Raw genomic sequence first — 23,707 nt, forward strand, 5'->3', positions numbered from 1 at the left:
GATTCCCGGAAGGACCTCGGGGACCCCTGGTGAGGATTCTAGCACGGCACCCGGCCTCATCAGCCGGCGTCCCTGCGGCAGCTGATGTCCCGCTCGGGTCGCCCCATTCCCTCGGCAGCCACCCGGCCAGTCATCGCAGATCCGAGGCGTTGCGCACAGGTGGTCAGGAGCCGGGATGGCGGGTCTGCAACTTGACCAGGGGCCACTGACGGCGACTGACCGGCAGCTTTTCCGGGAGGCCATGCAGGATCGCTTGCCACTGCGCGTCGACGTCGTCCGGGCCGCTCCGTTCGAATCCGGCGATCGCCTCGCGGGCGGCAAGGACGCTGCGGTGGAGGCGGATGAACTGCGCGCCGAATTCCTGTTCGAGGTGACTCAGCGACTCGTCGAGCAGGAATTCCCGCTCACGCGTGCGGGCGACGACGTACTTGAGGTCGGCTCTGAAGTAGAGGATCTGGACCACAGGAACCAGCAGCACGCGGCCGCGCTCGTGACAGGACAGGTGGGTGCGCGCGGTCGGTGGCAGCCGATGTCGCTGCGCCGCAAGTGTCGGCCTGCCTTCCCTGACCTTGAGCAGGGCGGCCAGCAGGCGCTGCGCGCGCACCGGCTTGAGAAGATAGTCGAGGGCGCTGAGCTCGAAAGCCTTGACCGCGTAGGCATCGAAGGCGGTGACGAAGATCACCGACGGAGGATGGGCGATCTCGAGCAGGTGACTCGCGAGTTCGATGCCGTCCATCCGGGGCATGCGAATATCGACGAGCGCGATGTCGACCTCGTGCAGATCAGTCGCGGCCAGGGCTTCGAGGCCGTTTGCAGCTTCAGCAACGACCTCATTGGGCAGCTGCGGACGAATGTCGGCAAGCAGGTCACGCAGACGCGCGCGTGCCGGCGCCTCGTCGTCAACGATCATGATCGACAGCACCTCAGAGGTTGTGAATGACTCTGCTGCGCGACCGACTTGCGCTGTGGCTCGCTCGCTCACGTCTTGCCTGTCTATCCGATATGTCTCGTCGTTCGCTCGCGTCGAGCATTCCGGACTGCTCGCGCCCCTTTCTTCACGACCTCTCGGCCGCGCCCGCAGGAGTCATCGACGCGGGTCGCGGCACGGCAGAACGATATGGACGGAATACTCGTCCCGGCCGTCGGCGCGCGTTTCCTCGGCGGTGTCGAGTCGCGCCTCGAGGTCATAGTAGAGGGCCAGCCGCTCACGAATGTTCTCCAGAGCCATGTGATTGCCTCGCTGATGTTCCGCATTTGCGACGAGTGGGTTGGACAGCTCGACATGCAGCTGATCGCCGTGACGGTGCAGCGAAATACGGATCGTGCCCCCACTCGGCAACGTTTCGATGCCATGGTATACGGCATTTTCGATCAATGGCTGAACGATCAGCGGCGGAACCCTGACTCGTTCAGGCAGGTCCTCGACCTGCCATTCGACGCCGAGTCGTTCGCCAAGGCGCAGTTTCTCCAGATCGAGGTACTGGCGGCACAGGGCGAGTTCGTCGGCCAAGGAAATCAGCTCCCGAGGATCGTGCATCAGCGCGCGGAACAGTTCGGCGAGTTCCTCGAGTGCGGTCTCTGCCCGCCGCGGATCCTGGCGGATCAGCGAGACGACGGCATTCAGGCTGTTGAACAGGAAGTGCGGCCGGATGCGCGCGGTGAGCGATTGCAGCCGCGCTTCGACGAGGGCCGGCGACAGGGCACTCGAGCGCAGCTTCAGATAGGAGAGCAGCGCGGCTGCGGTGATCGAGGCGAGCAGCGCAGCGCGCGTCGCCTGTTGCCAGCCGGTGCTGTCAAGACCCAGAAGACTCCAGAACTCGAGCAGGATCAACGCCGATCCACCGGCGAGCACGACTACCAGGAGCTTAGCGAGCCAGACCGGAAGGCCCTGCAGCAGACCTGCCGAGCTTGCGAGCAATGCCAGATTGGCGAGCAGCAGCGGTTGAACCCAGACGGCCATGTCGATGAAGCGCTGCAGGATTCCACCGATGCCCTCACTCTGGACAAGCGCTGCAACGAGTGCCAGGAGGTTGACTCCGAGCAGGATGCGCAGCATGACGCCAACGTTGCGAAAGTCCGGCAGCGGCTCGCCGGGCTGCTTTTGCCTTATACTCTTCGTCACGAAAAAGGGCGTCCATCAAGGATCCGACGAGTGATTTTAGTCCAGGAAGTGGTCTGCCGATGAGCCCAGGTGAGTCGTCGACCTACACCTGGGCCGGCCGTTTTTCCGAGCCGATGAGCGATCTGGTCAAGCGCTACACGGCGTCGGTCGCTTTCGACCAGCGACTCTGGCGACAGGACATTCGCGCCTCGCTGGCGCACGCGCGCATGCTCGCCAGGCAGGCGATCATCACTGCAGCCGATCTCGAGGACATCGAGCGGGGCATGGCACAGGTGGTCAGCGAAATCGAAGCGGGGATCTTCGTCTGGTCGCCGGATCTCGAAGACGTCCACCTGAATATCGAGAAGCGCCTGACCAGCCTCGTCGGTGACGCCGGCAAGCGTTTGCATACCGGGCGATCGCGAAATGATCAGGTGGCGACCGACATGCGTCTCTACGTTCGTGACTCGATCGACGGGATTCTTGCCCTGCTCGACCAGCTGCAGTCGGCTCTGCTCGATATCGCGGAGAGGGAGGCGGCGACGCCGCTTCCTGGCTTCACGCATCTGCAGGTCGCGCAACCGGTGACTTTCGGCCACCATCTGCTTGCCTATCACGAGATGATGCGGCGCGATGGCGAGCGTTACGTCGACTGCAGGCGGCGTACCAACCGCCTTCCGCTGGGCTCGGCCGCTCTGGCTGGCACGAGCTATCCGGTCGATCGTCTCTACGTCGCCGAGTTGCTCGGCTTCGATGGGCTTTGCGAGAATTCGCTCGACGCCGTCTCCGACCGCGACTTCGCCATCGAGTTTTGTGCCGCGTGCGCGCTGCTGATGATGCATTTCTCGCGTCTCTCGGAAGAACTGGTTCTCTGGATGAACCCCCGTTTCGGTTTCATCACGCTGGCGGACCGGTTCTGCACGGGCAGCTCGATCATGCCGCAGAAAAAGAATCCGGACGTCGCTGAACTCGCGCGTGGCAAGACCGGTCGGGTCTACGGTCACCTGACTGCTCTGCTCACGCTGATGAAGGGGCAGCCACTGGCCTACAACAAGGACAACCAGGAGGACAAGGAGCCGGTGTTCGACGCGGTCGATACGGTCACCGATACGCTGCGCGTGTTCATCGAGATGGTTCCGGGCATCACCGCGAATCGCCGAAAGATGCGCGCGGCACTGGACGAGGGTTTCGCGACGGCAACCGACCTGGCGGACTACCTGGTTGGCAAAGGGCTGCCGTTTCGCGACGCCCACGAAACCGTGGGGCTGGCCGTTCGCCGTGCCGAGGAACTCGGAATGGACCTCTCGCAGCTGTCGCTCGGCGAGCTTCGGCAGTTCTCACCATTGGTCGGTGAGGACCTGGTGCTCAGCGTCGAGGCTTCTCTGGCGGCACGGAATCACCAGGGGGGCACGGCGCCGGAGCAGGTGCTGGCAGCCGTAGACCGCGCCCGTCGCCGCTAGCTCGCGGACAAGGCCTGTCAGGTGGAAAAGCTCGGCAAGTACGAGTTGATGCGCGAGATCGGCCGCGGCGCCACGTCCACAGTCTACCTCGCCAACGACCCCTTCGGCCGGCGCGATGTGGCGATCAAGGTCGCTGCCCCTGGGATTCTGAAAGACCCCAAAAAGGGTCGGCTGTACACGCATCTCTTCCTCAACGAGGCCGCGCTGATCGGGAAGTTGTCGCACCCGCACATCGTCCAGACCTACGATGCCGTCGTCGACGACCATTTCTGCTACATCGTCATGGAATATGTCGCCGGCGGAACTCTCGAGCAGGCCTGCAATCCCGAGAAGCTGTTGCCGATCGAGCGGGTCGTCGAAATCGTCTTCAAGTGTACCCGGGCCCTCGACTTCGCGTTCCGCGCCGGAATCACCCACCGCGACATCAAGCCGGCGAACATCCTGTTAGCCGGGAACGATCCGGCACAAGGGGAGATCAAGATCTCCGACTTCGGCGCGGCGATCATCGGTTCTCCGGAGCGTACTCTCGTTCTCGGGATCGGCTCTCCGGCGTACATGTCCCCGCAGCAGGTCAAGGATCAGCCCCTCGACCACCGGACGGACATCTATTCGCTGGGTGTCGTCATGTACCAGCTGCTGACCGGACACCTGCCCTTCGAGGCGCGGAACAGTTACGATCTGATCTATCAGATCATCAACCTCGAGCCGAGGAAGCCCTCCGCGCTGCGCGAAGGTATCCCGGCGGCGCTCGACAGCGTCGTGGCCCGCGCAATGAACAAGAAGCTCGATGGTCGCTACCCGACCTGGAGCGAATTTGCCCAAGACTTGGCGCGGGCGTTCCGGGGCCGGCGGCTGAACGCGCCGGCAGAGCAGATGGCCGACCTCGATAAGTTCGACACTCTCCGCTCGTTCGCCTTCTTCGCCGATTTCTCCGACGTGGAAATCTGGGAGGTCGTGCGCTTTTCCGAGTGGACTCGCGTGCCGCCCGATACGCTGATCATCGAGGACGGCCAAGACGGCGACTGCTTCTACTTCCTGGCCGAAGGCGAGTTGAAGGTCCTCAAGAACGGGCTGGTGCTCGAGCTTCTCGCGGTTGGCGAATGTTTCGGCGAAATGGCGGTGATCGGGAAGGCCACGACCGTACGCGGAGCCGACGTCGTCTCGCTGAGCGCAGCGAGACTCGTCAAGGTTACGGGAAGGGCTTTGCAGAGCTCATCCGAGACCTGCCGGATGCACTTTTACCAAGCCTTCCTGGGTGTGCTCAGCGCGCGCCTGGCTTCGGCCAACGTGCGGCTGATCTCCTTCTGACAGCGGGCTCCGATCAACGCCGCAGCGAGCCGCTTGGGCAGATTGCTAGCGCCCGCACCACGGCGCCACACCGTTGGCTCCCATCAGCGCCGGCCGCTGGTAGCTCGTCCGGACGATTCCGGTCGTTGCATCGAACAGCACGTCGAAGCGGGCAAGCTGATTCCACGAGTCGCAGAACTGCCACTCCCAAACGAGTTCGTTACGCGTCGGGAAATAACTGGTCCACTGCGGGACGGGGGGGCCGATCAGGCGCAGCACCGCGGCCCGGTCGGCTTTCCCGGGCCCGATCAGCGCGAAATGCTCGATGTCGAGGACCGCTTCGATGCGCTGAAGTCGCCCGTCGGGAGCGATGAAGACCATGAACGTCTGGGTGCCCGCCGGTCCTCGCGGGTAGGCGAGCTGCTCGCCGCCGTCGGGATCGCGCCAGCTCATCGCCGGGTTGCCCATCGTGGCGACCACTTCGGAGAGTGATGCCTGGCCGGGCTTCAGGCCCCAGCCGCTGTACGATGTGCAGCCAGCCAATACGATGCAGCAGACGGCGACCCGGCAGGATGGTCGTGAGGACGCTCGACTGGCTTTCATCCGCTCACCCCGGCGACCGACCGACCAGCGCAATCACGGCCTGTCGAAGCTGCGCCAAGCAGACTGGCAGCTAGCGCTCGCCGGCATGGACGTTGCGTCGCGAGACCCGGATAGGGTATATTAGCGTTTTCTGATTTTCGGTCCGGAGGTGTCATGAGCAAGTCCTTCCACGCGATTACGCAGGATATCTCGAAAGCGCTCGGGGCTCTGCGCCACGACATTCCGGAAACCATGCAGGGTTTCAACGCCCTGGCCAAGGCGGCCCTGGCTCCGGGAGCATTGTCGGCGCTCGACAAGGAGCTGATCGCCTTGGCGATCGGTGTGGCCAGCCGCTGCGATGCGTGCATCGGCTTTCACGTCAAGGCGCTGGTCCGTCTCGGAGTCCGGCGCGAGCAACTGATGGAGACGCTGGCGGTGTGCACGTACATGGGTGGCGGTCCCAGTCTCATGTATGCGGCCGAGGCGCTCCGCGCCTATGAAGAAATGACTGCCGGGCGGCCAAGCCCCGGCGCATGACCAGCAGCGGTCGCGACGAGCCCTGCCAGGCAGGACGCGTCCTGCAAGCATCGGCGGCGACGGGGGGCAATCAGCGTGCTTCGACGAGACCCTCCAGCAACTGCTGCAGCTCGCCATGTTCGTACATCTCGCGCACGATGTCACAGCCACCGATGAATTCGCCGCGCACGTAGAGCTGTGGAATCGTCGGCCAGTTCGCGTACTCCTTGATGCCGCTGCGAATCCGCGGATCTTCCAGCACATTGACACTGAAGAAGCTGGACAGACCGCAGGCTCTGAGAATCTGTACGGTCATTGCCGAGAAGCCGCACTGCGGAAACTGCGGGGTGCCCTTCATGTACAGGACCACCGGATGGCTGGTGACCTGTTCCCGGATCAGCTGTTGAACGTCCATGAGCAGACCTCGTGAAATTCGTTGAGACGACTCGTCAGCAAGCAGTCTATCCGGCGGGCGCAGCTCTGGTCAACGCAGGCGACCGCCGCTGACCCGCTCGATTCGTGACAGATCCCGCCACGTGCCGACTTCGACGAAGCCTTGTTCGTCGAGCGCGGCTCTCACCTGCTCCGCCTGGCCGTAGCCGTGCTCGATCAAGACCCAGCCGTCAGCGAGCAGGTGTGCCGTGGCCTGACTGATGATCGTCCGGATGCAATGCAGTCCATCGCCACCGCTCAGGCCATCGGTCAGAGCCATCCGCGGCTCGAACGGCAGGCCGTTCTCGGCCAGATGCGCATCTCCCTCGGCGACGTAGGGGGGATTGGCGACGATCAGATCGAAGCGTGCTCCTTCCAGCGGTTCAAACCAGTCACCTGCAACGAGACCGATATCGACGGCATGACGATCGGCGTTCCTCCGCGCCACGGCCAGCGCTGCCGCAGACAGCTCGACTGCCGTCAGGGAAGCCTGGGGACAGTGTCGCTTTAGGCTGATCGCGATGGCTCCGGAACCCGTACCGAGGTCGACGACTTCAGGTGCCGGCAAGGCTTGCAGAACGTCGAGTGCCAGCTCGACGAGCAGTTCGGTCTCCGGGCGCGGGATCAGCACCGCCGGAGAAACCTCGAAAGTGAGACCGAAGAAGTCGGCAGAGCCGATCAGGTAGGCCAGCGGCTCCCCGTTGGCCCGACGGCTGACGAGCTCGTCGAGGCATTCGGCCTGAGCGGCCGGGAATGCCCTTTCCGGACGTGCCAGAAGATCGGCGTGCGTGCATTGCGCGACGTGCTGGACGAGCAGGCGAGCGTCGAGGCGATCGATGCTACGGCAGGCGGCTCGCCAGGCATCACCGATACTCGTCGCCATCGCCTCAGCGGGCGAACGGTCGACGGGTGCTCGGAATGTGGTTCGCGCGGTCATCGGTTGTTCCCGGCCGGCGACTCACTCCGCCTCGGCGAGCATGGCCAGCTGGTCAGCCTGGTGCTCGGCCGAGAGTGCCGCGATCAGCTCGTCGAGGTCACCATCGATGATCGCATCGATCCGGTAGAGGGTCAGGTTGATCCGATGGTCGGTCACACGACCCTGGGGAAAATTGTAGGTGCGTATCCTTTCCGATCGGTCGCCGCTTCCGATCAGGCTTCGGCGAGTCGACGCGAGAGTCGCCTGCTGTTCGCGCTCCCGGCGGTCCCTGATTCGCGCCGCCAGGACGGAGAGAGCTTGCGCCTTGTTCTTGTGCTGCGAGCGATCGTCCTGGCATTCGACGACGATCCCGGTCGGGAGGTGAGTGATGCGTACCGCCGAGTCCGTCTTGTTGATGTGCTGTCCGCCCGCTCCAGACGCCCGGAAGGTGTCGATCCTCAAGTCCGCCGGATTGATCTGGACTTCCTCGAGCGCGTCGGCTTCCGGCATGACCGCTACGGTGCATGCGGAAGTATGGATGCGGCCCTGTGCTTCCGTCTCGGGGACTCGCTGGACACGATGTGCGCCTGATTCGAATTTGAGCTGCGCATATACTCCCTGGCCGGAGATGCGCGCGACGACCTCGCGATAGCCGCCAAGCTCCGAAACGCTTGCCGAGATCACTTCGATCTGCCAGCGCTTGCGCTCCGCGTAGCGCGCATACATGCGGAAAAGACTGCCGGCAAAGAGCGCCGACTCGTCTCCACCCGTTCCTGCGCGAATCTCCAGAAAGACGTTGCGTTCGTCATCGAGGTCTTTGGGGAGAAGGTGCGTCTGCAGATTGGCTTCGATCGCCGGCAGTCGCGTGCGTACATGGGCAATTTCAGCCTCGGCGAGTTCACGCATCTCCGGGTCGGAAAGCAGTTCGGTCGCCGAGGCGAGTTCGCTCTGGGTCTCTTGCCAGGTCCGGTAGAGCCCGACCACTGGTCCGATCTCGGCGTGCTCGCGCGACAGGCGCCTGAACTCGTCGATGTCCTGGGCGGCCTGACCGCTGGCCAGCATCCGGTCGAGTTCATCGAGCCGTCCGGCGAGCTGTTCGAGTTTTGCGCAAATACTCTGGTTCATCTATCGACTGATCGAGGTGAAAGCGAGGCCTGTCAGCGAACGAGGCGGTATCACTCGCCGTGCGGTGTCTCGATGTGCAGGTGGAAAAGATGCGCGACCAGCGAATGCAGTGCTTCACGTTCGGTGCGGCCCGCCTGGTTCAGCGTCTGCGTCGGTGCATGCAGGAACTTGTTGGTCAGGCGGTGTGAGAACTGGTCGAGAACACGTGCTGGATCGTCGCCTTTGGCAAGCAACTTCAACGCATGTTCCACCTCGTGCCGGCGGGCGCGTTCCGCCGCGTCACGCAGCGAGCGGATTACCGGGACGGTGTCACGTGTTGCCAGCCAGCGCAGGAAGCCCTCGACGCGCTCGGTGATGATCGCCTCGGCGTCGACGACGGCAGCCTGTCGCGATTCGAGTCCGGACTCGACGACCTGGGCGAGGTCGTCCACGGTGTACAGGAAGACGTCATCCAGGTCACCGACTTCGCGCTCGATATCTCGTGGGACGGCGAGGTCGACCATGAAGATCGGGCGATGGCGGCGCAGCCGGACGGCCCGCTCGACCATCCCGAGGCCGATGATCGGCAGGGGACTGGCGGTGCACGAAACGACGATGTCGAACTGTTGCAAACGCTCGCCGATCTCCTCGAGACGGATCGCTGCTCCGCCGACGCGTTCTGCAAGGGCCAATCCCCGCTCGACGGTGCGGTTGGCGATGACGATCAGCCGCGGCTGTTGCGCAGCAAAGTGTGTGGCGCAGAGATCGATCATCTCGCCCGCCCCGATGAACAGGATCTTCTGGTCGGCAATGCATTCGAAGATGCGTCCGGCGAGACGGACGGCGGCTGCCGCCAGCGAGATGACGTTCGCTCCGATGGCGGTCGTCGAGCGAACCTCCTTGGCGACAGCAAATGACTGCTGGAACAGTTTGTGCAGGGTCGCCCCGAGGGTTCCGGCTTCCTCGGCGAGGCGCGCCGCTTCCTTCATCTGACCGAGGATCTGTGACTCGCCGAGGACCATCGAATCGAGGCCGCTGGCGACGCGAAAGGCGTGCCTGACGGCGTCCCTTCCCGGATAGGTATACAGGTAGGGCCCGAGTTCGTCGAGAGCCACGCGGCGGTAGTCAGCGAGCCATTCGCCAACCGCTTCCGGAGACTCGCTGCTGATATAAACCTCCGTGCGGTTGCAGGTCGACAGGATTGCTGCTTCCTGAATCGGCTTGCAGCGGGTCAGGTCGGTCAGCGCCTCAGGGACTCCGTCGGCTTCGAAGGCCACCAGTTCGCGCATCGAAATCGGCGCTGTATGGTGGTTGATGCCAAGGGTGTACAGCGCCATTGTCGATCGACGGGATGGGCAAGAGGCCGGGAGCGGAAGGGTCGGATTATAGCACCGGCACAGAGGCGCACCCGCTCTGGCGCAAGCGCCGGGACGCCCCATCCGAGCCTGCCCGATTACTCCAAGCTTTTGTTTCCTCGCTGTAATTACAGGGTGCTCGAAAGGCGAGCAAGGATTGCTCAACTGACCTCCGGGGTCGGTCTGCCGATGAAGTAGCCTTGCGCGTAGTCTACGCCGAAGCTGCGCAGCATGTTCAACGCGCGCTCGTCCTCGACGAACTCGGCGACGGTCTTCTTGCCGAAACCTCGGGCAACTTCGGCGAGCGCGCGAACGAAGACCTGATCGTCGGGACTGTCGACGAGCGTCCGGACAAACGATCCGTCGATCTTCACGTAGTCGACGGGCAACTGCTTCACGTAATTGAACGACGAGAAGCCGACGCCAAAGTCGTCGAGCGAAAACGAGCAACCGATTTCACGAACCGAATCCATGAATGCGCGCGCCGAGGAGAAGTCGGAAACCGCTGCAGTCTCGGTGATTTCGAACACGACATGGCTGGGCAGCATCGGACTGCGCGACGTTTCGTGGCGAATGAAGGAGAGCAGAGTCGGGTCGTTGATGCTCACCGCGGACAGGTTGATCGAGAAACGGTAGTACCTTCCGGCGGCAAACAGAGCGATCATCCTGGCGAATACCTGGCGGATGACCTGGCGATCGATCTGGCGAATCAGTCCGCTGTGTTCGGCAATCTCCATGAACATGCCCGGCGCGATCACCGAGCCATCTGCGCCACGCATGCGCACCAGCGCCTCGTAGTGGCTAACCTGGCGTGCGCGTATGTCGAGAATCGGCTGGTAATGCACGATCAACCCATCGCTGGCCAGTGAGCGATTGATCATCTCTTCCCAGTACAGACGACTCTGCATCTTTTCCTGGACGCCTTCGCCCTCGGAGTAGACGTGCCATCCCGCGCCGCCCTTCTTCTTGGCCTGATACATCGCGATATCGGCGTTGGCCAGCAGGCGGTCGACGGCGTCGCTGCTGGCTTCCGAAAAGACGACGATACCGATGCTCGCGGATACGCGGTGGTTGGCGCCGAGACCAGGGTATTTTCTCTCGGCCAGCCGCCTGTTGATTTTCTCGGCGACCTGTATCGCCCCTTCCCGATCACACTCGTGGAGCAGCAGTCCGAGTTCGTCGCCACCGAGTCTGCCAAGGAGATCACTGGCGCGAGCGGCCTTGCCGACCTCCTTGGCGACGTCCTTGAGCAACTCGTCGCCTGCCTGATGGCCGCTGACGTCATTCACATACTTGAAATTGTCGAGGTCGAGGTAAAGCAGGGCGCCGTCGGTGCCAAGGCGATGGGCGCTGATCAGCGCATCTGCGAGTTCGATCTGGAAGCGCTTGCGATTGACCAGATCGGTAAGCACGTCCCGCTCGGCGAGGCGCTTGACGTCTGATTCCGCTCTCTTGCGCTCAGTGTGGTCGATACCGACGGAGAGGATCGTCACCGATTCGTCCAGCTGGACCGAAAGACGGGAATGGTTCCAGGTGATCTCGTAGTGCTGGCCGTTCTTGCCGCAGACGATCGATTCCATCTGGGCGTCGAGACGCTCGCCCGCGGCGATTTCCTGAAGAACCTCGCGCATTGCTGCGAGCCGCGACTGGTCTTCGCCGATCAGATCCAGGAAAGGCTTCCCGATCAGTTCCTGTTTGTTCCAGCCGGAAAGCAGCGAGCCATAACGATTCACACTGTGGATCCGCCCGTCACCACGCTGGGTAAGGATGATCACCTGCGCGGTGTCGAGGAGGCTGCTGCTGAAGTCGCGCTGTGCGGATATCTCCTGCACCAGGCGGTCGGTTTCCTGCTTGTGCGCCAGCTCCTTGGCTTCGAGCTCTTCGAGGCGATACGAAAGGGCAATCGCCGCTTCGTCGAGGCTGTCGATCTCGTCGTCGACAAGGCGTCGCCGGCGCGGTGCAATCCGGTTGCGCGCCTCGGCAAACGCACTGCGGCCCAGGAACGGGATCGCTTCGGCGGTACGTGTCATGCGCCGCAGCGGAGAGTTGACGAGCCAGGCGAGGACTCCCAGCGAAGCCAGGGAAACTGCGAGTTCGCCGGCCAGGCGGAGCAGGACGGCATCGGTGATGTCCTTCAGCGGCCCGGTCAGATCGTCGATGACGACCATCATCGGCGGCACGTTCTTTCCGTCTGGGGGCACGAGCGCCAGGAAGGACAGCTCGTAGTGCCGCTCCTCGTGGCTCAGGGACACGCTCGCATGACCCGGTGGGTCGGGGATCTGCGGGATTGACGCGAGTTGCTGAAGGACTGGTCGAGCCTTGCCTTTGCTGCTCAGCAGCGTGGCGCGCAACCCGCTCTGGCGAAGGATGTCGTTGTCGGACAAGGCGCCACGGTCGGTGGCCGGGACGAGGACGCCGAGATCGGCATTGGTGACCTGCTGGAATGAGTTGACCACATCGGCCAGCGAGCTGCCGAGGACGACGGCCCCCGCTACCTGCCCCTCGGAGAGGATCGGCGCAGCCGCAAACTGGCTGCACGTCTGTCGGCAACTGGTCCAGTGCATCGCGCGCTCCTCGGCGATGACCGTATGCACCTGCGCGTCCTGAGCCGCTTCGGGCAATGAACTCGTCGACCAGCTCAGGAGAGGGGCTCCACTTCGTGCGTAGACCTGAACCGAGTCGATTCCGAGGTCGAGCTGCAGGGCCGGCCAGTAGCTGTCGAAGTGCTGGCGCAGCAGAGCGTTCCCGGCGGGCGTCTGGAAAAGGCTCACGCCGACGGAGTCGAGCGCTGCCAGCATCCCGGCCAGAGCCTGCAGTCGTCGACCGAAGTCGTTGCGCAGCGCGAAGGCTTCAGCGACCAGTCGCTGGCGGATTTCTGCGCGCTGTTCCTCGAAACGCGTCTTCAGATCGCGATAGTGGTGCCAGGACAACGCTCCATTGACCGAGAGCATGGCCACGCCGAGGGTCAGCAGCACCTTCCACTTGAGGCTCAGGAACCGGGACCTGCCCGGCCGCTCATCGGTTGCTGCACCTTCCGCCATGTCAGGAAGCTAGAAGCGGAAAGACGCCTGGAACATGAAGTTGTCCCAGTTGCGCCGCAGATCCTGGATGTTCGGGTTGTCCTGCGCAGGCAGGAAGCCCGTGCCGTCGATGCGGTGGACCTCTGCGCGGAGCATGAACTGCGGAGTGACGTCGAAACGCAGTCCGAAGGTCCAGTCCCGGGCAAAGCGGCTGAATGCCGGCCGTCGGGTCGCAGCAGCGAAATCCTCTCCGTCCCGGTCATTCCGGTCCGCGTAGTAGGCGTCGTAACGCAAGAGAGCTTCCCACTGTGAGGCCAGCCGGTAGGTTCCCTGGATGTAGTAGCTTTCCCCGTTGGCCTTGCCGTTATAGAAGAAAGGCCCGAAGTTCTTGACCGTTGTCGGGCGCCAGGCATATTCGCTGGTCAGGCTCCAGTCTTCAGCGTTGTATTGAGCGGAAAGGATCAGCGGTTTCAGCTTGAAGGTTCCCGCTCGCAGGCGGTCTGCAGGCCCGGGTTTGTAGCGCAGCTCGAGCTGCGTGGCCGTCAGCCCCAGGCGGTAGCGGCCGCCGGATCCTTCGTAGAGCACCTGAAAGTCCGGGGATAACTGAGCGTCGAGATTCCCCGGCGGGTTCACGTTGAACAGCGCAACCTTGGCCGCTTCGTTGTCGGTCTGCGGTTGTCCGTAAGCGAAACTGGCCGACAGCGTACCGGCTTCGGCATAGCGCTCGAGATAGATCTCGGCACCATCGGCGGATACGGTCAGGTTGCGAGTGCGTTCGAAATAGATCGACTGCGGCAGAATGATGCTCGGCCGGGTGAAGGGGACGTCGCGGGTGGTATTGTACAAGCCGTAGGCGGTCTTTATTCGCCCGACGCGAACACCGCTCCGACCCTCCTCGCTGGTCAGCGGAGTCCAGTCGATCAGTCCGTAATCGAGTCGTACGTTTCCGTTGTCGGTTCCTCCGGCACGATGCGACAGGGCTTCGGCCGAAACCTGCAATTCGGGCAGGATGCGCCACGAGGCATTGACGCCGACCTCGGTGAAGTCCTTGCTGATCCTGTCGTCGCTCTTGCCGAAGAAGTTGTTGTCAGTGGTGTTGACCAGGGTCAGAGAGGCAAAACCGTGCAACTGGAAGTCGCCGTCCAGATAGTCGAGGGCGCGCACCGCGGGGGAAGCCGACGCGAGAGCGCCGATCCACGCGAGGCAATACGCGCGCCTAGCGAATCTTGAGGACACGAACATTCGGAGTAACCTCGTTGGCCTTGACGTAACCGATGGCCCCCGGCGTGGAGGCGACCTTGGCCAGCATCTCCTGAGCCGAGCCGACCTGCTCGGGGTATTGCCCCTGTCCCGAGAAGACCTGCCGATCCCAGGCCATGCGCAGCTGATGAGGGAAAACCTGCAGCAGAGTCTTGCTGAACGTCGCGTGGTCGGGCGCGTCGTCCCTGAGCACGAAGACTTTGGTTGGCGTGTCGCCTGGCCATTTCTGCAGACGCATGCCAAAGATGGCGCGCAGCGACGCCCGCGGAATCGTTTCTTCACTCGTCGCCGGGTGACCGATGGCGACCATCACCGGCTCCGCGGTCTCGGCGAGGCACGGTGTACAGCACAGCAGCGCAGGCAGCAGCGACAGCCAGCAGATGCGGAGAATGGAAGTGACGAATTTAATGGCAAGAAGCGTTTGCATCACGGCGCATCGTACCAGACAAAGCTCCTCGCGAAAGGGTCAATGCGGGTCATGCGCTCGTGTGGGCGCGGGAGGCGTGTAGCCGAGCGGCCGGCAGCGGATCGCTAGATGCCTGATCCGCCTTCTTCCAGGCCACTCTGCGGGACAGCGAATACCCGCAGTTCCCGCGGCCGGAACCACACCTGCTGTCCTTCACGGAGGGCCAGCGAACGGGCCCGCTCGCGAGTGAGCTCGACCTCGATCAGTTCCGATGCGTACGCCAGCTCGACGCGTACCAGTGGCCCGACCGTGTGAACCTGCTGGACCGTTGCAGCGAGTCCGCCGGGTGCCGGACGGTGCTCGATTTCGATGTCGTGGGGCCTGACGAACGCGGTTGCCTCGTCGGCGGGCAGATCTTGCGCCTGTTCACGGCCGATGTCCGCCCAGGCACCGTGCACGCGGCTGTGGAAGACGTTGACGTTGCCCAGAAACTGATAGACGAAAGGCGAGGCCGGATGCGAATAGACATCGTCCGGTGAGCCGATCTGTTCGACGCGTCCCTGATTCATGACCACCACCCGATCGGCCACCTCGAGGGCCTCTTCCTGGTCGTGGGTGACGAAGACGCTGGAAATATGCATCTCGTCATGGAGGCGGCGCAGCCACCGGCGCAGTTCCTTGCGCACCCGCGTGTCCAGCGCGCCGAACGGTTCGTCGAGGAGCAGCACCCTGGGCTCGACCGCCAGGGCGCGGGCCAGTGCGATGCGCTGTCGCTGGCCCCCCGAGAGTTGCGAGGGGTATCGCTCGGCCAGCCAGTCGAGCTGTACGAGCTTGAGCAGTTCGCTGACCCGGCGTCGGATCTCGGCCTCGGCAGGACGCAGCTTCCTGGGCTTGACGCGAAGGCCGAAGGCAACGTTCTCGAAGACCGACATGTGTCGGAACAGGGCGTAGTGCTGAAAGACGAAGCCGACCTTGCGTTCCCGCGCATGGACGTGAGTCGCTTCCTCGCCGGCGAACAGGATGTGTCCCGAATCGGGGCTTTCCATTCCGGCGATGATCCTCAGCAGCGTCGTCTTGCCACAACCGGACGGACCAAGCAAGGCGACGAGTTCTCCGGAGGGTATGTCGAGCGTCACATCGTGCAGGGCCACGAAGCTGCCGAATCGTTTGCTGATCGCGCGTATTTCAATGCTCATGGCCACTCGCCTGAGGGATTCGAGCGGAGGCTGCCGGCGCTGGCCCCCATGTCTCTGCTTGCACTGGCCACCGGCCGTTCCTGCGCAGGGGATTCGGAGAGCACACGGGTTTCGCGGCGAATCCGCCATTCCACGGCCGTCTTGGCGATCAGTGTGACGACCGCCAACAAAGCCAGCACCGACGCAGAAGCGAAGGCTCCGATGGCGTTGTACTCGTTGTAGAGGATTTCCACGTGCAGCGGCAGCGTGTTCGTCTGGCCGCGGATGTGCCCGGAGACGACCGAAACGGCGCCGAACTCACCCATCGCGCGGGCGTTGGCCAGGATCACCCCGTAGAGCAGTCCCCACCTGATGTTCGGTAGCGTCACCCGCCTGAACATCTGCCAGCCGCTTGCGCCGAGCGAGAGCGCGGCTTCCTCTTCTTCCCGGCCCTGTGCCTGCATCAGCGGGATCAGTTCGCGGGCGACGAAAGGTGCGGTGATGAACATCGTGACGATGATCATTCCCGGTAGGGCAAACACCACCTTGATGTCGTTCGCCGCCAGCCACGGCCCGAAGATGCCCTGCGCTCCAAAGATCAGCAGGAAGACGAGGCCGACGACCACCGGTGAAACGGCGAACGGCAGATCGATCAGCGTCACCAGCAGATTCTTGCCCGGGAAGTCGAAGCGAGCGATCGCCCACGCCGCGGCGATGCCGAACAGGATGTTCATCGGCAGGACGCTGATCGCGATGATCAGCGTCAAACGGATTGCCGACTGCGCGTCGGGGTCAACAAGCGCTTCGAGGTAACGGCCCCAGCCGGCAGCGAGGGCTTCGCTGAACACTGCGATCAAGGGGATCGCCAGGAACAACGCGAGGAAGCCGAGGCCCGTACCGATCAGCAGATGGCGCAGCCATCGGGGTTCTGCATTGGCGCGGCGTGGGGGCGGTCCACCGATCACGGCTGTCCCGTCCCTGCGCCGTCCCGGCCATCGCGGTGGGCGGTCCACCACTGCAACGCATTCACCGCGAGAAGCAGCACGAAGGAAATCGCCAGCATGACCGTGGCCAGTGCCGTCGCGCCGACGACATCGTACTGCTCGAGCTTGGAGATGATCAGCAGCGGCGTGATCTCGGAAATCAGCGGCATGTTGCCGGCAATGAAGATGACCGAGCCGTACTCGCCCACTGACCGCGAGAGCGCGAGGGTGAAACCGGTGAGCAGGGCGGGGAGGATCGTCGGCAGCAGGACGCGGACGAAGGTCTGGAAGCGTGAGGCACCGAGCGAAGCAGCGGCTTCCTCGACTTCGGGCTCGATGTCCTCGAGCACGGGTTGCAGTGTGCGCACGACGAAGGGCAGACTGACGAAGGTCAGCGCGACGACGATACCCAGTGGCGTGAAGGCCACCTTCAGGCCCAGCGGTTCGAGGTAGCGGCCGATCCACCCATTCTCCGCATAGAGCGTGGCCAGCGTGATGCCGGCGACCGCCGTCGGCAGCGCAAAAGGCAGGTCGACCAGCGCATCGATCAGCCGCTTTCCTGGGAACGAATAGCGCACGAGAATCCAGGCAACGATCAGGCCGAAGAAACAGTTGATCGTCGCAGCCAGCAATGATGCGCCAAAAGTCACCCGGTACGAGGCGAGTGCGCGTTCGCCGCTGGCCGTCTGCCAGAACTCGGCCAGGCTCAGCTGACTCGCCTTGATCGCCAGGCCGGTCAGTGGCAATACGACGATCAGCGACAGGTAGACGAGCGCACAGCCAAGCGCGAGGCGAAAACCCGGCAGAAGCTGCTGGCGGTAGTGGGGGACAGGCATCACTGAATCGCTGTCGATTTGGGTGTCGCCGGAAAAATGTGCGGCGGCGGTCGGCGCCTATTTCTGCTGATAAATCTGGTCGAAGGTTCCGCCGTCCCGGAAGTGGATTGGGAAAGCTCTGGCCCACCCGCCGAACAGCTCGTCGACGGTGAAGGTCCGGATCGGCGGGAACTGGGCCGCGTACTTGCGAAGCAGCTCGGCGTTGCGCGGACGCAGGTAGTTCTGGGCAGCGTTCTCCTGGCCGGCCGGTGACCAGAGAAAGTCGAGATAAGCCTGAGCCACCTTGCGCGTGCCCTTCTTGTCTACCACCCGGTCGATGATGGCCACCGGAAACTCGGTGAGCACCGAGATCGACGGGTAGATGACCTCGAAGTCCCCCTTGCCGAATTCCCGGGCGATCAGCTCGGCCTCGCTCTCGAACGAGACCAGCACGTCGCCTATCCGACGCTGCATGAAGGTCGTCGTCGCGTCGCGCCCCCCGGCAGCGAAGAGCGGTGCATTCTTCAGCATGCGCGCGACGAAGTCCTGTGCAGTCCTGTCGTTTCCGCCCGGCTGGCTGATCGCGTAGCCCCACGCCGCGAGATAGGTATAGCGGCCGTTGCCGGTGTTCTTGGGGTGCGGCAGGATCACCTGAACGCCCGGGCGAGCCAGGTCATTCCAGTCCTTGATCGCCTTGGGGTTGCCCTTGCGGACGATGAAAACCATCGTCGAAGTATAGGGAGAAGCATTGTTCGGGAACTTCCGCGTGTAATCACGGGCGACGAGCCCCTTGTCGGCGAGGAAGTCGACGTCCGATGCCTGGTTCATGGTCACCACGTCGGCCTCGAGGCCGTCGGCGACCGCACGCACCTGCTTGCTCGATCCGCCGTGCGACTGCCGAATGTCGATCGATTCTCCGCTCGTTGCTTTCCAGTGCTTCTGGAAGATCGGGTTGTAATCCTTGTAGAAGTCGCGCGACACGTCGTAGGAAACGTTGAGCAGATTGCTGTCGGCCATTGCCGGGGGCCCAGCGATGGCGAGTGCGATGACCAGAAGACGACTGAGAAACTTGCACGACATCCTTTGCTCCATCCCCGACGGGGAAAGGGTGGAACTATAGCCACGGTGTTTAGAACTGCAAAGTATCTTTGCTTATTTGTTTATTCCCCGAACGAATTCCCGGGGCTCGTGCAATGCTGGCGGACTGCAAAAAAAAGCCACGGCGCTGGCCGTGGCTGACACCGGGCGACAGCGGGTCAGACGCTCGTCGGCAGCCTGCCGGTCGCCGATGCACTCTCCATCCAGCGCTTGATCCGGTTGGCGTCACCGATCCGTGTCTGCTTGCCCGATGAGTCGAGCAGAACGATGACAATTGGTTTGTCGGCGACCGTCGCCTGCATCACCAGACACTTTCCCGCTTCCTGGATGTAGCCCGTCTTGGACAGGCCGATGTCCCAGGTCGGACTGCTGACCAGCTGGTTGGTATTGTGGAACTCGAGTTCGCGGCCCTTGACTTCGGCGCGTGCTCCCGGAGTCGTCGAGAACTCGCGGATCAGCGGATAGCGGTGCGCGGCGGCGACCATCCGCGCGAGGTCGTGCGCGGTAGACACGTTGTTGCTGTTCAGACCCGTCGGATCTTCGAAATGGCTACTGGCCATGCCGATCGACGCTGCCTTGCGGTTCATTGCCGCCACGAAGGCTTGCAGGCCTCCCGGGTAGTGACGGGCGAGTGCATTGGCTGCCCGGTTCTCCGAAGACATCAGAGCCAGCAGCAGCGCCGTCTCGCGGGTGATCACCGTGCCGATGGCGAGACGCGACCGACTGCCGCGAAGGTAATCCACGTCCTCGTCGCTGATCGTGATCGACGCCTGCAGATTGGGCATGCTGTCGAGGACCACCATCGCCGTCATCAACTTGGTGATCGAGGCAATCGGCACGATCGCGTGGGCGTTCTTTTCGAACAACGGGTCGCCACCGTTCTGCCCGATGACCAGCGCCGAACCCGACTGGACGGCCAGGTGCCCAGGTTCCTGCCAGAAATCCGCACCGCTGGCCAGGGCCCGGGTCAAGCCTCTCCTGTGGATGGGCGCCGTGCTTCCGCCGGCTGGCTCGATGGCGACGTATCTTCCACCCTTCGCGGATTTCGGAAGCGCTGGCTTGGCCGCCAGCCAGACGTTCGATTTCGGCTGGGCCATCGCCGGACCGCGAACCGCCTGACCACGCTGCGTCACCGACGTCCGGCCGTTTCCGGCTGTCCTGTCGGTCGGGGCCGAGCCCTTCGTCCTGTACTGCGCCGGATCCCTGCCCTTCTGTGCCAACGATCTGGCGGTCCCCGACCTGGATTGTGCCGCTGGGGCGGGGTTTGCCTGTCGGGCTCCGCCGTTGGCCCTGGCCTTTGTCGAGGCGACCCTTTCCCTGGCCTTGTCGACCGCCTGAGCCGTGTCGACCGGAATCACTGCCGAGCCGATCAGTGAACCCAGCAGCACGACCGCCTTGAGCATCCTGCGCATCACCAGCCTCCTGCATCCGTCCGTCGATCGGTATTCTAACCCAGGCCGTCGTCAGAGAGCCAGAGGTCATCAAAAATAAGTACATGGAGTCGCTACATGATGTGGCTTGTGATGTACGGTCAGCTGCTTAGGAAGGATCCGACGTCCTCTCGCCGGGCCATCGTGTCACGGTAACCGAGATCGATCAGCGCCTCGGTGAAAGGTCGTTCGAAGAGCAGATAGCTGGTCAGCGCACCGCCCCGCCGGTTCATCGCGCCGATCATCCGCAACAGGCCTCGAACCGCGAATGGCAGCGTGTGCGCGTAGCGCGCAGCGAGGTCATCGAGGCGCTCCGATGGGGTGATGATCAGTGCTTGCAGAGGTCGCAGACCGAAGTCCCGGCTGCTCCGCACTTCATCGGGGATATGCAACAGCGTCCTGTTGATCCTTTCCATCCGTTCGACGTCCATCGACAGAGTGTCGATGAAGATCGACGACAGGGCGTGTCCGGCGATCTGGGCCAGCGTCGGATAGTTCCGTGAGCTCTGTCGCTGGGTCCCGCTGCTCGCCTGTCCGAGCGCGACGACGAGCACTTTCTCGGCGCCGAGATGGACCGCCGGGGAGAGCGGTGCGAGCTGACGCATCGATCCGTCGCCGAAATACTCGCGATTCAGGTAGACCGCCGGAAAGATGAACGGAATGGCGCTCGAGGCCATCAGGTGGTCGACCGTCAGTTCGGCCTGGCATCCGACGCGTTGCGCCCGCCGCCAGCGACCGACCTCGGGGTGAGCCTGGAAAAAACTCACGCTGTCACCGGTTGCGTAGCCCGAAGCGGTAATGCTGACCGCGAACAGTGCGCCGCTGGCGAGGCTTCGCGCGATCCCGCTCATGTCGAGTCTGGCCTCGAGCAGCCGGCGCAACGGCTCGTTGTCGAACAGCGACCGGGGACTGCGACGGAAGGCCCAGCCGAAAGCGAGTGCGCTGAGCCAGCGGCCGCCCGCAGCGCTGATCCCCGGCAGATCGGCCCGGTAGATGTCGCCGGCGTGCATGCCGCGCCAGACTGTGGCCAGCGTGGCGACCGCGGCGCCGAAATCATGTGCGTGGCAAGCCAGTGCCGCCGCGTTGATCGCTCCGGCCGAAGTGCCACAAAGGATCGGGAATGGATTGGCGGCAGATCGCCCGCCGAGCAACTCGCGGATCGCCAACAGCACGCCGACCTGGTACGCGGCACGTGCCCCGCCCCCGTTGAGGACCAGAGCGGTTCGCGAATTGGCCATCGGGACTGCTGCCGCTCGGTCCCTGGTCAGCGGTCCCGGCCATCGGGAACTGCGCTGTGGCGGGTTCCCGGGCAGGCGTGGTGAGCATCTCTGCGAACGTCGGTCTCAGCGTTCATTCATCAGCTTGTCGACGACGGTCAGGGCGGTCATGTTGACGATCCGCCGAACGGTCGCCGTCGAGGTCAGGATATGCACCGGCTGGGCCGCGCCGAGGAGGATCGGGCCGATCGTCAGATTGTCCCCCGCAGCGATCTTCAGCAGATTGAAGGAAATGTTCGCCGCGTCGAGCGTCGGCATGATCAGCAGGTTGGCCTGTCCCCTGAGGCGGGCATCGGCCGGGAAGACGCGTTGCCGGATATGGTCGTCGAGTGCGGCGTCACCGTGCATCTCGCCTTCGACCTCGAGGCGCGGGGCGCGTTCCTTGAGCCTCTGCAGCGCCGAACGCATCTTCAATGCCGTGGGGGTGTTCTCCGAGCCGAACGAGGAGTGGGAGAGCAGCGCGACGCGCGGTGTGATCCCGAAGCGACGAACCTCGTCGGCGGCGAGGAGGGTCATGTCGACGAGTTGTTCGGCGGTCGGTTCGTAATTGATGTAAGTATCGGCGATGAACAGCGTCCGGTCCGGGAGGACCAGCAGGCTCATCGCGTAGAGGTTGCGGACCCCGGGAGCCAGACCGATGACGTTCTCGACGTACTCGCGATGGACGTCATGGCGGCCGAAGGTTCCACAGATCAGACCGTCTGCGTCACCCATGCGGACCATCATCGCTCCGAAGAGCGATGCCCGTCGGCGCACCTCCCGACGGGCGAAATCGACCGAGACACCCTTACGTTCCATCAGGTGGCGGTACTCGCGCCAGTAAGCCTCGTAGTGCTCGTCGAAAAACGGGTTGTTTTCGGCGTAGACGATGTCGAAATCGTCGTCCGGGCGAACGCGCAGGTTCAGCGCCTCGAGCTTGCCGGCAATTTCCACGGGCTCGCCGATCAGAATCGGTCGGGCGATTCCCTCGTCGACGATCACCTGTACGGCACGCAACACGCGTTCGTCCTCGCCCTCTGCGAAGACGATCTTTCGGGGCGCCTGTTTGGCCTGCGAAAAGACGGGCTTCATGATCAGCCCGAAGTGGTAGACGAACTCGTCGAGGCTTTCACGATAGGCTTCGACATCGCGCAGCGGCCGTGTCGCGACGCCCGATTCCATCGCTGCCTGGGCGACCGCCGGGGCGATCCTGCCGATCAGCCGCGGGTCGAACGGATTCGGGATCAGGTACTCAGGGCCGAAACCGGCAACCATCTCGCCGTAGGCCCTGGCGGCCACCTCCGACTGCTCGACGCGGGCCAGTTCGGCGATCGACCTGACGGCTGCCAGTTTCATCGCCTCGGTGATCGTCGTTGCCCCGACGTCGAGCGCGCCGCGGAAGATGAACGGAAAACAGAGCACGTTGTTGACCTGGTTCGGGTAATCCGAACGGCCGGTGGCGATGATCGCATCACCGCGAACCTCCCTGACTTCCTCGGGCCGAATTTCCGGGACGGGATTGGCCAAGGCCAGGATCAGCGGCGAATCCGCCATCCGGGCAACCATCTCCTTCTTCAGCACGCCGCCAGCCGACAGGCCAAGGAATACGTCGGCGCCTTCGATGACCTCGGCAAGGGTACGCGCGTCGGTGCGTTTGGCATAGCGCGCCTTGATCTCGTCCATGTCCTCGGTTCGCCCCTCATGGACGAGGCCCTTGATGTCGGTGACCCAGATGTTCTCCACCGGGATGCCGAGCATCACCAGCAGGTCCAGGCAGGCGAGAGCCGCGGCACCAGCCCCCGACGTGACCAGCTTGACCTGCTGCAGATCCTTCCCCTGCAGGTGCAGGCCATTGAGCACTGCCGCTCCGACGACGATCGCCGTCCCGTGCTGGTCGTCGTGGAAGACGGGGATGCTCATCCGCTCGCGAAGTTTCCTTTCGATGTAGAAACATTCCGGTGCCCTGATGTCCTCGAGGTTGATCCCGCCAAAAGTCGGTTCGAGCGCGGCGATGATGTCGACGAGGCGGTCGGGGTCTCGTTCGCTGATCTCCAGGTCGAAGACGTCGATGTTGGCAAACTTCTTGAACAGGACCGCCTTGCCCTCCATGACCGGTTTGGCGGCCAGCGGGCCGATCGCCCCGAGGCCGAGCACGGCGGTGCCGTTGGTGATCACGCCGACGAGGTTGGCGCGCGAGGTCAGCGTGCTCGCCTCGGCCGGCGTTGTGGCGATTTCCTCGCAGGCTGCGGCGACGCCGGGCGAGTAGGCCATCGAGAGGTCGTACTGGTTGGTCAGCTGCTTGGTCGGTTGCAAGGCGACCTTTCCGGGCCTCGGGTGTCGATGATAGAAGAGTGCGGCGGTGCGCAGCTGATCCTTCGACTTGCTCATCTCTCTCCTCCTGGCGACCTGCCTGCCCCCACGGCGGGCAGGCGTGTGTTGTCTTGCGACCGTGTCTTGCCCGGATGATTACACAAAGTGCATCGCCCTTGTAGCCACATCGTCCGGTCGTCC

At 63.6% G+C, this 23,707-nt stretch carries 20 protein-coding genes; 3 read left to right on the forward strand and 17 right to left on the reverse strand.

The annotated features are described in order from the left end of the window. Positions 1-163: 163 nt before the first annotated feature. Positions 164-910 carry a LytTR family DNA-binding domain-containing protein gene (locus NFW05_RS07045; protein WP_295304216.1) on the reverse strand — a complete coding sequence of 249 codons (747 nt, stop codon included), beginning with the start codon at positions 908-910 and terminating at the stop codon, positions 164-166. Positions 911-1,084: 174 nt separating this feature from the next. After that, complete coding sequence (locus NFW05_RS07050) at positions 1,085-2,122, reverse strand: histidine kinase (protein ID WP_295304218.1); 1,038 nt, start codon at positions 2,120-2,122, stop codon at positions 1,085-1,087. 59 nt (positions 2,123-2,181) lie between these two features. Between NFW05_RS07050 and argH the strand changes: the two genes are divergently transcribed. Both argH and NFW05_RS07060 read left to right on the forward strand, forming a co-directional pair. Next, positions 2,182-3,561 (forward strand): argininosuccinate lyase, encoded by a 1,380-nt coding sequence (gene argH, locus NFW05_RS07055; RefSeq protein WP_295304221.1) that lies wholly within the window; start codon positions 2,182-2,184, stop codon positions 3,559-3,561. A gap of 21 nt (positions 3,562-3,582) precedes the next feature. Continuing rightward, entirely contained in the window at positions 3,583-4,869 is a 1,287-nt protein-coding gene (locus tag NFW05_RS07060) for a protein kinase (RefSeq protein WP_295304223.1), read from the forward strand. A gap of 45 nt (positions 4,870-4,914) precedes the next feature. Here the strand turns inward: NFW05_RS07060 and NFW05_RS07065 are convergent, their stop codons facing one another. Next, positions 4,915-5,451, reverse strand: a complete 537-nt coding sequence (locus tag NFW05_RS07065) for a hypothetical protein (RefSeq protein WP_295304226.1) — start codon at positions 5,449-5,451, stop codon at positions 4,915-4,917. Between the two features lie 153 nt (positions 5,452-5,604). Here NFW05_RS07065 and NFW05_RS07070 point away from each other — a divergent pair, with 153 nt between their 5' ends. After that, complete coding sequence (locus NFW05_RS07070; RefSeq protein ID WP_295304228.1) at positions 5,605-5,967, forward strand: carboxymuconolactone decarboxylase family protein; 363 nt, start codon at positions 5,605-5,607, stop codon at positions 5,965-5,967. A gap of 70 nt (positions 5,968-6,037) precedes the next feature. Here the strand turns inward: NFW05_RS07070 and grxD are convergent, their stop codons facing one another. From grxD to NFW05_RS07140, 14 genes are all read right to left on the reverse strand, one after another. Further along, positions 6,038-6,361, reverse strand: a complete 324-nt coding sequence (gene grxD, locus NFW05_RS07075; RefSeq protein WP_295304230.1) for a Grx4 family monothiol glutaredoxin — start codon at positions 6,359-6,361, stop codon at positions 6,038-6,040. A 69-nt stretch (positions 6,362-6,430) separates the two neighbouring features. Beyond that, positions 6,431-7,315 (reverse strand): peptide chain release factor N(5)-glutamine methyltransferase, encoded by an 885-nt coding sequence (gene prmC, locus NFW05_RS07080; RefSeq protein ID WP_295304233.1) that lies wholly within the window; start codon positions 7,313-7,315, stop codon positions 6,431-6,433. Between the two features lie 21 nt (positions 7,316-7,336). Continuing rightward, positions 7,337-8,419, reverse strand: a complete 1,083-nt coding sequence (gene prfA, locus NFW05_RS07085) for a peptide chain release factor 1 (protein ID WP_295304236.1) — start codon at positions 8,417-8,419, stop codon at positions 7,337-7,339. Positions 8,420-8,469: 50 nt separating this feature from the next. Further along, positions 8,470-9,735, reverse strand: a complete 1,266-nt coding sequence (hemA, locus tag NFW05_RS07090; protein WP_295304239.1) for a glutamyl-tRNA reductase — start codon at positions 9,733-9,735, stop codon at positions 8,470-8,472. A gap of 179 nt (positions 9,736-9,914) precedes the next feature. Next, positions 9,915-12,794: an EAL domain-containing protein gene (locus NFW05_RS07095; protein WP_295304242.1), complete on the reverse strand. Its 2,880-nt coding sequence runs from the start codon at positions 12,792-12,794 to the stop codon at positions 9,915-9,917. Positions 12,795-12,803: 9 nt separating this feature from the next. Further along, positions 12,804-13,937 (reverse strand): hypothetical protein, encoded by a 1,134-nt coding sequence (locus NFW05_RS07100; protein WP_295304244.1) that lies wholly within the window; start codon positions 13,935-13,937, stop codon positions 12,804-12,806. A 52-nt stretch (positions 13,938-13,989) separates the two neighbouring features. Continuing rightward, on the reverse strand, positions 13,990-14,460 hold the full coding sequence (locus NFW05_RS07105; RefSeq protein WP_295304245.1) for a hypothetical protein: 471 nt from the start codon (positions 14,458-14,460) through the stop codon (positions 13,990-13,992). 104 nt (positions 14,461-14,564) lie between these two features. After that, a complete protein-coding gene (locus NFW05_RS07110) occupies positions 14,565-15,635 on the reverse strand; it encodes a sulfate ABC transporter ATP-binding protein (RefSeq protein WP_295304246.1) in 1,071 nt (356 codons plus the stop codon). Continuing rightward, the gene (gene cysW / locus NFW05_RS07115; protein WP_295304249.1) at positions 15,632-16,579 is read right to left on the reverse strand and encodes a sulfate ABC transporter permease subunit CysW; all 948 of its coding nucleotides are present in this window, start codon (positions 16,577-16,579) and stop codon (positions 15,632-15,634) included. The genes NFW05_RS07110 and cysW overlap by 4 nt, the downstream gene beginning before the upstream one ends. Continuing rightward, complete coding sequence (cysT, locus tag NFW05_RS07120; protein ID WP_295304252.1) at positions 16,576-17,433, reverse strand: sulfate ABC transporter permease subunit CysT; 858 nt, start codon at positions 17,431-17,433, stop codon at positions 16,576-16,578. Before cysT ends, cysW begins: the two co-directional genes overlap by 4 nt. Before the next feature lie 57 nt (positions 17,434-17,490). Then, the gene (locus tag NFW05_RS07125) at positions 17,491-18,492 is read right to left on the reverse strand and encodes a sulfate ABC transporter substrate-binding protein (protein ID WP_295304255.1); all 1,002 of its coding nucleotides are present in this window, start codon (positions 18,490-18,492) and stop codon (positions 17,491-17,493) included. A gap of 176 nt (positions 18,493-18,668) precedes the next feature. Next, complete coding sequence (gene pbpG, locus NFW05_RS07130; RefSeq protein WP_295304258.1) at positions 18,669-19,922, reverse strand: D-alanyl-D-alanine endopeptidase; 1,254 nt, start codon at positions 19,920-19,922, stop codon at positions 18,669-18,671. 119 nt (positions 19,923-20,041) lie between these two features. After that, the gene (locus NFW05_RS07135; protein WP_295304260.1) at positions 20,042-21,178 is read right to left on the reverse strand and encodes a patatin-like phospholipase family protein; all 1,137 of its coding nucleotides are present in this window, start codon (positions 21,176-21,178) and stop codon (positions 20,042-20,044) included. A 105-nt stretch (positions 21,179-21,283) separates the two neighbouring features. After that, a complete protein-coding gene (locus NFW05_RS07140; RefSeq protein ID WP_295304263.1) occupies positions 21,284-23,584 on the reverse strand; it encodes an NADP-dependent malic enzyme in 2,301 nt (766 codons plus the stop codon). Positions 23,585-23,707: the final 123 nt, after the last annotated feature.

It is taken from the genome of Accumulibacter sp., from assembly GCF_023806625.1.
GTDB lineage: Bacteria > Pseudomonadota > Gammaproteobacteria > Burkholderiales > Rhodocyclaceae > Accumulibacter.

What these genes read in the sequence shown, in the direction of transcription:
- NFW05_RS07045 (WP_295304216.1), bottom strand. Translation starts at nt 910, where the DNA reads ATGATCGTTGACGACGAGGCGCCGGCACGCGCGCGTCTGCGTGACCTG.
- argH (WP_295304221.1), top strand. Translation starts at nt 2,182, where the DNA reads ATGAGCCCAGGTGAGTCGTCGACCTACACCTGGGCCGGCCGTTTTTCC.
- NFW05_RS07065 (WP_295304226.1), bottom strand. Translation starts at nt 5,451, where the DNA reads ATGAAAGCCAGTCGAGCGTCCTCACGACCATCCTGCCGGGTCGCCGTC.
- NFW05_RS07070 (WP_295304228.1), top strand. Translation starts at nt 5,605, where the DNA reads ATGAGCAAGTCCTTCCACGCGATTACGCAGGATATCTCGAAAGCGCTC.
- grxD (WP_295304230.1), bottom strand. Translation starts at nt 6,361, where the DNA reads ATGGACGTTCAACAGCTGATCCGGGAACAGGTCACCAGCCATCCGGTG.
- prmC (WP_295304233.1), bottom strand. Translation starts at nt 7,315, where the DNA reads ATGACCGCGCGAACCACATTCCGAGCACCCGTCGACCGTTCGCCCGCT.
- prfA (WP_295304236.1), bottom strand. Translation starts at nt 8,419, where the DNA reads ATGAACCAGAGTATTTGCGCAAAACTCGAACAGCTCGCCGGACGGCTC.
- hemA (WP_295304239.1), bottom strand. Translation starts at nt 9,735, where the DNA reads ATGGCGCTGTACACCCTTGGCATCAACCACCATACAGCGCCGATTTCG.
- NFW05_RS07095 (WP_295304242.1), bottom strand. Translation starts at nt 12,794, where the DNA reads ATGGCGGAAGGTGCAGCAACCGATGAGCGGCCGGGCAGGTCCCGGTTC.
- NFW05_RS07105 (WP_295304245.1), bottom strand. Translation starts at nt 14,460, where the DNA reads ATGCAAACGCTTCTTGCCATTAAATTCGTCACTTCCATTCTCCGCATC.
- NFW05_RS07110 (WP_295304246.1), bottom strand. Translation starts at nt 15,635, where the DNA reads ATGAGCATTGAAATACGCGCGATCAGCAAACGATTCGGCAGCTTCGTG.
- cysT (WP_295304252.1), bottom strand. Translation starts at nt 17,433, where the DNA reads ATGCCTGTCCCCCACTACCGCCAGCAGCTTCTGCCGGGTTTTCGCCTC.
- NFW05_RS07125 (WP_295304255.1), bottom strand. Translation starts at nt 18,492, where the DNA reads ATGTCGTGCAAGTTTCTCAGTCGTCTTCTGGTCATCGCACTCGCCATC.
- pbpG (WP_295304258.1), bottom strand. Translation starts at nt 19,922, where the DNA reads ATGCGCAGGATGCTCAAGGCGGTCGTGCTGCTGGGTTCACTGATCGGC.
- NFW05_RS07135 (WP_295304260.1), bottom strand. Translation starts at nt 21,178, where the DNA reads ATGGCCAATTCGCGAACCGCTCTGGTCCTCAACGGGGGCGGGGCACGT.
- NFW05_RS07140 (WP_295304263.1), bottom strand. Translation starts at nt 23,584, where the DNA reads ATGAGCAAGTCGAAGGATCAGCTGCGCACCGCCGCACTCTTCTATCAT.